Origin of the sequence: Variovorax sp. KK3 (assembly GCF_001984055.1) — a bacterium.
In the GTDB taxonomy this organism is placed as follows: Bacteria; Pseudomonadota; Gammaproteobacteria; order Burkholderiales; family Burkholderiaceae_C; genus Variovorax.
This window is the reverse complement of record NZ_LYVO01000131.1, coordinates 1-11707: the sequence shown is the minus strand read 5'-3', so window position 1 is coordinate 11707 and position 11707 is coordinate 1. Positions and strand designations below refer to the sequence as shown.

General features: G+C 68.5%; 8 protein-coding genes. 7 read left to right on the top strand and 1 reads right to left on the bottom strand.

The window, feature by feature from the left end; genetic code table 11:
- From B0W80_RS36100 to B0W80_RS32755, 7 genes are all read left to right on the top strand, one after another.
- The coding region (locus B0W80_RS36100; RefSeq protein ID WP_218668984.1) for a hypothetical protein at positions 1–198 on the top strand (198 nt) is incomplete at its 5' end.
- Positions 195–1307: a TRAP transporter substrate-binding protein gene (locus tag B0W80_RS32780; RefSeq protein WP_077003323.1), complete on the top strand. Its 1113-nt coding sequence runs from the start codon at positions 195–197 to the stop codon at positions 1305–1307. The genes B0W80_RS36100 and B0W80_RS32780, both read left to right, overlap by 4 nt.
- Positions 1308–1380: 73 nt before the next feature.
- Complete coding sequence (locus tag B0W80_RS32775; RefSeq protein ID WP_077003322.1) at positions 1381–2037, top strand: TRAP transporter small permease subunit; 657 nt, start codon at positions 1381–1383, stop codon at positions 2035–2037.
- Positions 2037–3974 (top strand): TRAP transporter large permease subunit, encoded by a 1938-nt coding sequence (locus B0W80_RS32770; RefSeq protein ID WP_143684889.1) that lies wholly within the window; start codon positions 2037–2039, stop codon positions 3972–3974. The genes B0W80_RS32775 and B0W80_RS32770 overlap by 1 nt, the downstream gene beginning before the upstream one ends.
- Before the next feature lie 141 nt (positions 3975–4115).
- Positions 4116–6122 (top strand): DUF6600 domain-containing protein, encoded by a 2007-nt coding sequence (locus B0W80_RS32765; protein WP_077003320.1) that lies wholly within the window; start codon positions 4116–4118, stop codon positions 6120–6122.
- 73 nt (positions 6123–6195) lie between these two features.
- Complete coding sequence (gene gorA, locus B0W80_RS32760) at positions 6196–7554, top strand: glutathione-disulfide reductase (RefSeq protein WP_077003319.1); 1359 nt, start codon at positions 6196–6198, stop codon at positions 7552–7554.
- Between the two features lie 29 nt (positions 7555–7583).
- Positions 7584–9101 (top strand): AMP nucleosidase, encoded by a 1518-nt coding sequence (locus tag B0W80_RS32755; protein ID WP_077003324.1) that lies wholly within the window; start codon positions 7584–7586, stop codon positions 9099–9101.
- 57 nt (positions 9102–9158) lie between these two features.
- Here B0W80_RS32755 and B0W80_RS32750 read toward each other — a convergent pair.
- A partial coding sequence (locus tag B0W80_RS32750; protein ID WP_143684888.1) for an autotransporter outer membrane beta-barrel domain-containing protein occupies positions 9159–11707 on the bottom strand: 2549 nt, incomplete at its 5' end.

Genomic DNA, 11707 nt, shown 5'->3' with positions numbered 1-11707 from the left:
GTAACTCCAGTCTCCCAGACCCTTCCGGGTGAACAACCTATTGAGACATCACATCTAGGGGTTAGTGCGGAGGGCTGGCGGCTTCCGCATTCAATGATTTTTCACCAGTTCGTGAAAACCCTCTTTGTCGTCATTGTTGTGCTGTCAAAGATCGGAAGTCTGGGCTTTCCAGATCACCAATGGAGACAACCGCAATGACCGACAGCAAACCGAACCGCCGCCGCAGCCTGCTGAAGGGCGCCGCCGTGGCGGCCGGCGCCATGTCCGCGCCCATGGTCAGCATGGCGCAGACGACATCGTTCCGCTTCCAGAGCACCTGGCCGGCGAAGGACATCTTCCACGAATACGCCAACGACTTCGCGAAGAAGGTCAACGACATGGCCGGCGGCCGCCTCAAGATCGAGGTGCTGCCTTCGGGCGCGGTGGTGCCGGCCTTCCAGCTGCTGGAGGCGGTGAACAAGGGCACGCTCGACGGCGGCCATGGCGTGGTGGCCTACCACTACGGCAAGAACTCGGCGCTGGCGCTGTGGGGCTCGGGCCCGGCCTACGGCATGGACCCCAACATGGTGCTGTCGTGGCACTACTACGGCGGCGGCAAGGCGCTGCTGGAAGAGATCTACAAGTCCATCAACATGGACGTGGTGTCCTACTTGTACGGCCCGATGCCGACGCAGCCGCTGGGCTGGTTCAAGAAGCCGGTGGCCAAGGTCGACGACATCAAGGGCCTGAAGTACCGCACCGTCGGCCTGGCGGTGGACGTCTTCACCGAGCTGGGCGCCGCGGTGAACCCGCTGCCCGGCGGCGAGATCGTGCCTGCGCTCGACCGCGGCCTGATCGATGCGGCCGAGTTCAACAACGCGTCCAGCGATCGCGCCCTGGGCTTCCAGGACGTGGCCAAGAACTGCATGCTCCAGAGCTTCCACCAGAGCGGCGAGCAGTTCGAGATCCTGTTCAACAAGCCCAAGTACAGCGCCTTGCCGCAGGAACTCAAATCGATCATCGACTACGCGGTGCAGGCTTCGAGCGCCGACATGAGCTGGAAGGCGATCGACCGCAACACCAAGGACTACAACGAGCTCAAGAAGGCGGGCGTCAAGTTCTACAAGACGCCGGACGCCATCCTGCGCGCCCAGCTCGCCGCCTGGGACAAGACCATCGCCAAGAAGTCCGGGGAGAACGCGCTCTTCAAGCAGGTGCTCGATTCCCAGAAGGCCTTCGCGCAGGCCGCCGGCCAGTGGCAGAGCGACTACATGGTCGATTTCAAGATGGCCTACAACCACTACTTCAGCACCCAGAAGAAAGCGTGACGCTGTCGTACCGAGCCAGCCTTCCGGCCCCCACCGGAAGGCTGTTTTTTGCCTGCTGCACCCTGGGGTTTCGATGAACACTCAACAACTGCTGCATGCCGTCGACCGGCTCAGCACCTGGACGGGGAAGCTCTTCGCCTGGCTCATCATCGTGCTGATGCTGGTGGTGTGCGCCGAGGTCTTCAAGCGCTATGCGCTGAACGCGCCCACCGCCTGGATCTACGACGCCAACAACATGATGTACGGCACGCTCTTCATGATGTGCGGCGCCTACACCCTCGCGCAGAACGGCCACGTGCGCGGCGACTTCCTCTACGGCAGCATGAAGCCGCGGACCCAGGCCACGCTGGACCTGGCGCTCTACATCCTGTTCTTCCTGCCGGGCATCGGCGCACTGACCTGGGCCGGCTGGGACTATTTCAACGACTCGCTGCGCATGCGCGAACAGACTTTCAACGCCACGCCGCTGCCGGTGTATCCGTTCAAGTTCATGATCCCGGTGGCGGGTGTCATCGTCATGCTGCAGGGGCTGGCCGAGATCGTGCGCTGCGTGGTGTGCCTGCGCACCGGCGAGTGGCCCGAGCGCCTGAAGGACGCCGAAGAGATGGACGTGGTCGAGCAGCAGCTCGCCAGCAGCACCTACGTCGACGACGAGGCCCGGCGCGACGCGATGGAACGCGCCAAGGCGCTCGACGAAGCGGCGCGCGCGCGTGGGAGGGAGATCACATGATCAGCAATGCCGCGCTCGGCATGACGATGCTCGGGCTCATCGTGGTCGTGATCATGATGGGCTTTCCCACGGCCTTCACGCTGATGGGGCTGGGCATGCTGTTCGGCTTCGTCGCGTTCTACGATCCGACGAAGGCCTGGTTCGACAACCACGTCTTCGACCTGATGGTGCAGCGCACCTTCGGCGCGATGACCAACGAAACGCTGCTGTCCATACCGCTCTTCGTGCTGATGGGCTATGTGATGGAACGCGGCGCGCTCGTGGACAAGATGTTCCACAGCGTGCAGCTGGCCTTTCGCCGCGTGCCCGGCTCGCTGGCGGTGGCGACGCTGATCATCTGCACCTTCTGGGGCATCGCCAGCGGCCTGGTCGGCGCGGTGGTGGTGCTGATGGGCGTGATCGCGATGCGGCCGATGCTCAACGCCGGCTACGACACGCGGCTGGCTGCGGGCGTCATCACGGCCGGCGGCACGCTGGGCATCCTGATTCCGCCGTCGGTGATGATCATCGTCTACGCCGCGGTGGCGGGGCAGTCGGTGGTCAAGCTCTATGCGGCCGCCATGTTCCCGGGCTTCTTCCTGGCCTTCTTGTACCTGCTGTACGTGATCGGCTGGGCTCTGATCAGCCCGAAGGTCGCGCCGCGCCTGCCGCCCGAGCAGCAGCGCGCACCCGTCACGCCGGCCGTGGCGCACATCGCATCGCAGTATTCGCAGCGCATGCTGCCGGCGCTGGCCGCCGCCGTGGCTGCACCGGGCCGCGCCCTGGCGGCCGGCGTGCAAGGTGTGCGGCTGCGCTGGCTCACGCTGGTGGGCTTTCTGATCAGCGCACTCACGCCCTTGCTGCTGGCGGTGGTCACGCTGGGCTCGGTGTGGTGGTACGTGACCATCTATTCGCAGCAAAGCGAAAGCACGCCGGCGCCGGTGGCTGCCGAGCAGCCCGCGCCTGCGGCAGCGGCGTCGTCGCTGGCCGAGCCGAAGCCCGAGGGCGGACTGCAGGAGCCGCCGGCAGAAAGCGCCGGCGGTGGCCTGCAAGAGCCGCCCGGTGCCGAAGAGCCATCGTCCGCCGCCGGCGGCGGTGTGCAGGAGCCGCCGGGTGCCGAGCGCTCCGCGCCCGCGGCCGGCGGCGGCCTGCAGCAACTGGGCGAACCCGTGGCCGCGCCGCATGCCGAGCCCGTGCCCGAAACCTTCTACACCGGCTTCTGGATCACCTGCGCCGTGGCGCTGGTGCTGCTGGTGCTGTACTACTGGAAGATGGACGCCGAGCAGTTCGAGATCCTGCGCATGCTGGTGTCGTCGGTCATGCCGCTGGGCATCCTGACGCTGGTGGTGCTGGGCGTGATCCTGTTCGGCATCACCACCGCCACCGAGTCGGCTGCGGTGGGTGCGGCGGGCGCCTTCCTCATGGCCTGGCAGGCAGGGACGCTGAACTTCCAGCGCATCAAGGAAGCGGTGTTCCTCACGGCCAAGACCACGGCGATGGTGTGCTGGCTGTTCGTGGGCTCGGCGTTGTTCTCGGCGGTGTTCGCGCTGTTGGGCGGCCAGGCCATCATCGAGCAGTGGGTCATGTCGATGGACCTGTCGCCGCTGCAGTTTCTGCTGCTGTCGCAGGCCATCATCTTCGTGCTGGGCTGGCCGCTGGAATGGACCGAGATCATCGTGATCTTCATCCCCATCTTCCTGCCGCTGCTGGCGCACTTCCAGATCGACCCGCTGCTCTTCGGTGTGCTGGTGTTCGTGAACCTGCAGGCGGCCTTCCTGTCGCCGCCGGTGGCGATGTCGGCCTTCTACCTGAAGGGCGTGTCGCCCTCGCACGTGACGCTGAACCAGATCTTCGCGGGGATGATGCCGTACATGCTGATCGTGATCCTGTGCATGGTGTTCATGTACGTGTGGCCGAGCTTGACGCTCTGGTTGCCGAAGTATCTCTACGGGGGATAGCGCGCGGGGTCGTCGGCCGAGCCGAGCCATTGGCTTACAGATGGTTGCGCCGGCCGCGTCATAGTTTCAGGAACTTTGCAATGCAGATGCCGACGCCGGCCCGTGCTGGCGCGTTGCACCTTCATTGTTCGAGGACCGACCATGACGAGACGACGCGCCACTCCGCTTCCCATGCCCCGAGCAGCCGGGTGCCTGCTGGGCCTGCTGATGATGTTGCTGGCCGGCAGCGCGGCCTGGGCCCAGGAAGATCCACCCGGCCGGGTCGCCCGGCTCAACGAGCAGCAAGGCACGGTCAGCTTCTCGCCGGCCGGTGACGACAGCTGGTACGACGCCCTGCCCAACCGCCCGATCACCACCGGCGACCGCTTGTGGACCGACCGCAACGCCCGCGCCGAACTGCAGGTCGACGCCAGCGCGCTGCGCATGGACGACCGCACCCAGCTGCTGGTGTCCGAGCTCGACGACGACAACGCCCGCTTCACCCTGACGCAGGGCCGCGTGCAGCTGAGCACGCGCGACCTGCCGCCCGGCCAGCGTCTGGAGATCGGCACGGCCAACATGGCGGTCGTGGTCGAGTCGCCCGGCGACCTGCGCATCGAGGCCGACCCGGCGTCCGACACCACGCGCGTCGCGGTGGCGAGCGGCGGCGTCACGCTGTTCGGCGAGAACGGCCAGTCGGTGGCGCTCGGCGCGCACCAGCAGCTGACCGTGTCGGGCCGCCAGCTTGCGGCGGTGAGCGGCGGGCCGGTGCGCGCGGGCGGCGACGCGGCCTTCGAGCGCTGGGTGGCGGAGCGCGAGAGCCTGGCAGCCCAATCGGTCGCGGCTCGCTACGTGCCGCGCGAGGTGCTGGGCTACCAGCAGCTCGACCGTCACGGCGAATGGCAGAACGACCCGAGCTACGGCGCAGTCTGGTATCCGCGCAGCGTGGACCCGGACTGGGCGCCCTACCGCGACGGCCAGTGGGCCGACATCGCGCCCTGGGGCTGGACCTGGATCGATGCGGCGCCGTGGGGCTTCGCGACGTCGCACTACGGCCGCTGGGCTCGGGTCGGGCCGCGCTGGGGCTGGGTGCCGGGCCGGATGGGCCAGCGGCCGGTGTACGCGCCCGCGCTGGTCGGCTTCGTCGGCGGCGGCGGCGCCGGCGCCAATCTGACGGTGGGCAACGGCCGGCCCGGCGTGGGCTGGTTCCCACTGGCGCCCGGCGAGGCCTGGCGGCCCGGTTATCGCGCCAGCCAGCGCTACGTGGACGAGGCCAATCGCGCCATGGCCTACCAGCGGCAACTCGAGCGCACCGACTATCTGCACCGCAACACGCCGGGTGCGTTGTCGCTGGTGCCGGTCGACATCTTCGGACGCGGCCCGATCAATCGACGCGATGTGCAGCGCGTGCCGGATGGCCGGATCTCGCAGATGCAGATCGCGAACGTGGCACCGGTGCCGCTGTACGGTGGCCGGCAGGGCGGCGGCTTCGGCCGTTCGGCCGCGGCGATGCCGCCGCCCGACCTGCGTCCGCGGCAGATCCAGGAGATGCAGGCGCGGCAACTGCAGCAAGCCCAGCAATTCCAGCAGCTTCAGCAAGGGCAGCAGGCCCAGCAGCAGTTGCAGTTCCAGCAGCGCGCGGTGCAGGCGCAGCAGCAACAACAGCAGCAACAGCTCCAGCTGCAGCAGGCCCAGCGCATGCAGCAAGCCCAGCAGGCGCAACAGGCTCAACAAATGCAGCAGATGCAACAGCTGCAGCAGCGCGACGCGCAGCGGCAGCAGCAGGATCTGCAGCAGCGCGCGGCGCAGGCGCAGTACCAGCAGCAGCTCCAGTTGCAGCAATTGCAGCAACAGCAGCAGTCCGTGCGTGCGCAGCAGGAGATGCAGCAGCGCGCGGCGCAGGCGGCGCAAGCCCAGCAACTGCAGATGCAGCAGGCGCAGCAAGCCCAGCAGATGCAGCAGATCCAGCAACAACAGGCCCAGCGCGCGCAGCAGGCCCAACAACAGCAGATGCAGCAGATGCAGCAGATGCAGCAGAACAACGCGCTGCGCCAGTCGCAGGAAATCCAGCAACGCACCATGCAACAGATGCAGCAGCGCGCCGCCGATGCGCGAGCCCAGCAGCTCCAGCGCATCCAGCGGGATCCGGGGCAGGGCGACCGGCCTTGAGGGCAACGGCATGGGGTCGCCCTGCGGCCCTCTCCCCGGCCGGCTACAGTCGGCTCGCTAGGAGATGGAACCCATGCCCACTTTCGACTTCGACCTCTTCGTCATCGGCGGCGGCAGCGGCGGCGTGCGGGCCGCGCGCATGGCGGCGCAGCGCGGCGCGCGCGTGGCGCTGGCCGAATGCGCCGAGCTGGGGGGTACCTGCGTCAACGTGGGCTGCATCCCGAAAAAGCTCTACAGCTATGCGGCCAGCTACGCCGACGCCTTCACCGAATCGGAGGGCTACGGCTGGCAGTTCGACAGCCCGCCGCGCTTCGACTGGAACGTGCTCAAGGCCAACCGCGCCAAGGAGATCAGGCGGCTCAACGGCATCTACAGGAGCCTGCTCGAAGGAGCGGGCGTCACGCTGATCCAGGGCTGGGCGCAACTGGCCGACGCGCATACGGTGCAAGTCGGCGACCGGCGGTGCACGGCGCGCCACTTGCTGATCGCGACCGGCGGCATGCCCTTCGTGCCTGAAGTGGCAGGGCGCGAGCACGTGGTGGTGTCGGACGCGATGTTCGACCTCGACCCGTTTCCGAAGCGCCTGCTGGTGGTGGGCGGCGGCTACATCGCCTGCGAGCTCGCCTCCATCTTCAACGGCCTGGGCGCCAAGGTCACGCAGCTGCAGCGCACCGCGCACCTGCTCAACGGCTTCGACGAGGACGTGCGCCAGTTCCTTGCCAAGGAGATGGGCCGCGTCGGCATCGACATCCGCTTCAATTGCGAGATCGACATGATCACCCGCCTCGACAGCGGCCTGTGCGCGCTGCTGTCGCGCGGGCAACGCGTCGAGTCCGACGCCATCCTCTACGCGACCGGCCGCGTGCCCAACACGCAGGGTCTGGGCCTGGAGGCCGCGGGCGTCGAACTCGACGAACGTGGCGGCGTGGTGGTCGACAAGCACTACCGCAGCTCGGTGCCTTCCATCTACGCGGTGGGCGACGTGTCGACCCGCCAGCAGCTCACGCCGGTGGCGCTGGCCGAGGCCATGGCGGTGGTCGATGCGCTCTTCGGTGCCGGCCCGCGCACGCTGGACTACGAGTTCACGCCCACGGCCGTGTTCACCCACCCCAACATCGGCACCTGCGGCTTCACCGAAGCCGAGGCGCGCGCGAAGTTCGGCAAGCTCGACATCTTCAGCAGCGAGTTCAAGGCCCTGCGCCACACCCTCTCGGGCAGCGGCGAGCGCACCTTCATGAAGCTGATCGTCGAGCGCAAGACCGACCGGGTGGTCGGCCTGCACATGGTCGGCCCCGAAGCGGGCGAAATCGTGCAGGGCTTCGCGGTGGCGATGCGGGCCGGCGCGACCAAGCAGGTGTTCGACCGCACCATCGGCATCCATCCGACGGTTGCGGAGGAGTTCGTGACCATGCGTGAACCCATGCCGGGCTAGAGACGTTTGGCCGCTGCACAATGCCGGGCATGCCCTACATGCCCACCTTCGTCGCCCCGGCCCGCTTCAACGATCCCGCTGCCGCCCTCGAGCAAGTGCGGCACATCTACGACGGGGGTCTCAAGCATCTGCGCGAGGCGATGGCGCGCTTCGTCGCCGGCGAGAGCCTGCCGGGGCGGGTGCGGGCCTGCTACCCCTTCGTGCGGGTGCATACGCACACCGTGTCGCGCCGCACGCCGGTGGCCAATGCCTGGCTCAGCTACGGCTTCGTCGCGGGGCCGGGCCGGTACGAAACCACGCTGACGCGGCCCGACCTGTTCGAGCGCTACTTCCGCGACCAATTCCGCCTGCTGCTGGAGAACCACGACGTCGAGCTGGAGATCGGCACCAGCACGCAGCCGATCCCGATTCATTTTTCGTTCGCCGAGAACGAGCACATCGAGGGCGAGCTGAGCGTCGAGCGCCGCGCGCTGATGCGCGACGTGTTCGACCTGCCCGACCTGGCCGCCATGGACGACGGCATCGCCAACGGCACCTTCGAGGCGCGGCCAGGCGAGGCGCAGCCGCTGGCGCTGTTCACCGCGGCGCGGGTCGACTACTCGCTGCACCGGCTGCGCCACTACACGGGCACGGCGCCCGAGTGGTTCCAGAACTTCGTGCTCTTCACCAACTACCAGTTCTACATCGACGAGTTCGTGCGCCTGGGCCGCGAGGCGATGGCCGACGAGAACAGCGAGTACATCGCCTTCATCGAGCCCGGCAACGTGGTGACGCGCCGGCGCGGGCTGGCGGCGGGCTCGAGCAGGTTCTACGGCTCCATGCTCGACGGCAGCCAGGGCACGCCGCCGGGCCGGCTGCCGCAGATGCCGGCCTACCACCTGGTGCGCGAGGACTGCAGCGGCATCAGCATGGTCAACATCGGCGTCGGCCCGGCCAATGCCAAGACCATCACCGACCACGTCGCGGTGCTGCGCCCGCATGCCTGGATGATGCTGGGCCACTGCGCCGGCCTGCGCCAAGGGCAGCAGCTCGGCGACTACGTGCTGGCCCATGCCTACGTGCGCGAAGACCACGTGCTCGACGAAGAGCTGCCGCTGTGGGTGCCGATCCCGGCGCTGTCGGAAATTCAGTTGGCGCTGGAAGAGGCGGTCGCCACCGTCACCGGCATGGAAGGGACGCAGCTCAAGACGATCATGCGCACCGGCACCGTAGCCAGCACCGACAACCGCAATTGGGAGCTGTTGCCCGGCAATCAGCCGCAGCGCCGCTTCAGCCAGAGCCGGGCCGTGGCGCTGGACATGGAAAGCGCGACCATCGCGGCCAACGGATTTCGCTTTCGCGTGCCCTACGGCACCTTGCTGTGCGTCAGCGACAAGCCGCTGCACGGCGAGATCAAGCTGCCCGGCATGGCCAACCATTTCTACCGCGAGCGGGTCGAGCAGCATTTGCGCATCGGCATGGCGGCCATCGAGGTGCTGCGCCGCGAGGGCACGAGCCGGCTGCACAGCCGCAAGCTGCGCAGTTTTGCGGAGGTGGCGTTTCAGTAACCGATTGCGCGGCGGGCTGCCGGTGCATGGCGCGACCCGGGCGCGTCTCGCTGGCCGTTACCAGCGGGCCTTCAAGCCCAGGCTGGCGTTGAGGCCGCCGCGGGTTTTCGTCGGGCCGGCCGCGGCCCACATCGTGCCCAGCTCGCCGTAGACGTTCAGCGCCGGCGACAGCTGCCAGCCGAGGCCTGCGGCCAGCTCGGTGCTCGTGCCGCCCGTCTTCGTGACGATGTCGGTGCGCGCAGCCGGTGTGCTGAAGCGGGTCACGTCGGTGCCGCTGCCGCGCCGGTACACGTCGAATCGCGCATAGGGCTGCAGGGTGCCGGCGGCGGAAGCCACCAAGCCCTTCACGCGCACGCCCGCACGCACCAGCCAGGCCGAGTCCGAATCGTGATGCACCGTCGCGCCGACGATGGTGTTGTCGTCCAGGTCCAGGCGCTGGTGCACCAGCTGCAAGCGGGACTCGATGGTCCAGTTGGGCGCCACTTGCCAGGCATGGCCCATTTCCACCGACCCGATCAGGCTGCTGCCTTTGCCGCTGAAGCGCGCACCCTGGCTGGGCTGCACGTCGTGGTGCAGCCGGCCCGTCTGCAGCACTGCATCGACGTAGAGGCCATCCTCGTTCTCCCACGTTGCGTAGGCGCCCAAGTACTGCATGCGCAACTGGTTGCGGCCCGCCTGGTAGTTCACCACGCCGCGGGCGAAGCCGGCGACGTTCATGTGGCCCTCGAGCTGACCCGCGTACATGCCCGCGCGCCATTCACGGTGGGCCCAGAGGTCCGTGCCGGCCTCGAGGCCCGACAGGCGCCCCTGGCTCACGGGGGCGACGGTACCGGCCTGGGCGATGCGGCGTTCGACGCCGACGATGCGCGCCCAGGCGCCGAGTCGGCGTGCGTCGCGATTGGCGGCCGTGGCCGAATCCGGCGCGTCGTCCCCTCTGCGTTGGTGGCGGCTGCCCAGCATGGCGAGGCCACCTTCGCGCAACTGCTCGGGCAGTCCGGCCAGCAGGGGGACTTCGGCGCGATAGGTCGAAACGACGACGGCGGGTGGCGTTGCCGGTGGCGATGAAGGCGTGGGTGCCGGCGTGGGTGCGGGTGCTCCACCGGCGGCTGGCGGCGGCGCAGGAGCGGGCGCCGATGGAGGAAGGGGTGGATCGGGCACCACGGGCGGTGGGAGCGTGATGGTGCTGCTCAGGTAGGCCCCGCTGCCGGACATCTCCAGGTGGTACTCGTACGCGCCGGCCGAGACGGGGGCGGCCAGGCTGAAGGCATTGGGCTGGATGCTCGCGCCGTTCTCGGTGCCGACGATCTCGATGCCCCTGCCCGTGGTCTGCCCGCCCAGGCCGCGCAGGTCCGTGATCTGCACGCGTGTGCTGCCGCTGGCGATGGCTGTGGGGCCGCTGAGCAGCAGCTTGTCGGCCGGACCACCCGTGGTGTCCAGGGCCTCGCCGAGCTTGAGCAAGCCGCCTTGGCCGATCCATGGGCCGTGGACCGTCAACACGGTCCCTGGCCGCGAGCCCAGCAGCGAGACGGTGCCGCTGTTGGTCACCGAGGCCAGCGACTGGCTGTAGCCTGCAAGATCGAGCGTGGCTCCAGCTGCGACGACGTGCGCGCTCGCGGGGCTGAATGCGTTGGGGGCACCCGCTGCGAGGGTGCCTTCGGCGATGGTGGTCGCGCCGCGGTAGCTGTTGTTGGCGGCACCCAGCACGAGCGTGCCGCTGCCCGCCTTGGTGAGGTCGGCCGCGCCGGCGATGCCGCCCGTGATCGTGACCGTGTGTGAGCCCGTGTCGAAGACCGGGTCGTTGTTGCCGGTGAACGCGATGGCGTTGGCCAGGTGAATGCCATCGGCGGCGAAGGCCAGTGTCGTGTGGTCGTCCATGCTCAGCGTGCCGGTGCCCAGGGCACTGCTGCGGCCGATGGCCAGCGTGCCGCCTTTCACGGAGGTGCCGCCGGTGTAGCTGCTGTCGCCGGAGAGCAGGAACGTTCCCGCACCTCGCTTCACCAGGTTGCCGCTGCCGCTGAGCGCGCCGGAGAACTCGCCGTCGGCTTCGGCGATGGTGAGCGTGCTTTCGCCCAGAAGCACGTTGCCCGCGCCCGTCAGGTTGCGCACGACGCTGCCGGCCGCCGCACTGGAGATGTCGAAGCGCGCGCCGGCGGCCACGTTGATGCCGCTCGATGCGGCGATGGAGCCCGTCGTCGTCAGCGCCAGCGCGCCGGCCTGCACGTGCGTCGCACCGGTGTACGCGTTGGTGCCCGACAGGCGCAGGATGCCGCTGCCGTTCTGCGTGACGCTGCCCCCGCCGCTGACGACGTTGGCGACCGTGATCGCGTCGCTGCGGTTGAACACCAGCGCCGCGTCGTTCGTCACGGCGCCGGTGCCCGGCGTGCCGGTGGTGCCGCCGTCGCCGATCTGCAGGGTGCCGTCACGGATGATCGTCGGGCCGGAATGGATGTTCGCGCCGGTCAGAACGGTCGTGCCGCTGCCGGCCTGTGTCAGCGTCCCGGTGCCGCTCAGGGGGTTGGCCACGGTGACCGCGTCGCTGCGGTTGAACACCAGTGCAGCGTTGTTGGTCACGCCGCCTGTGCCCAGCGTGCCCGTGGTGCCGCCGT

Excerpts from the sequence above, each read along its gene's own strand:
- B0W80_RS32780 (WP_077003323.1), top strand. The coding sequence starts at position 195 with ATGACCGACAGCAAACCGAACCGCCGCCGCAGCCTGCTGAAGGGCGCC.
- B0W80_RS32775 (WP_077003322.1), top strand. The coding sequence starts at position 1,381 with ATGAACACTCAACAACTGCTGCATGCCGTCGACCGGCTCAGCACCTGG.
- B0W80_RS32765 (WP_077003320.1), top strand. The coding sequence starts at position 4,116 with ATGACGAGACGACGCGCCACTCCGCTTCCCATGCCCCGAGCAGCCGGG.
- gorA (WP_077003319.1), top strand. The coding sequence starts at position 6,196 with ATGCCCACTTTCGACTTCGACCTCTTCGTCATCGGCGGCGGCAGCGGC.
- B0W80_RS32755 (WP_077003324.1), top strand. The coding sequence starts at position 7,584 with ATGCCCTACATGCCCACCTTCGTCGCCCCGGCCCGCTTCAACGATCCC.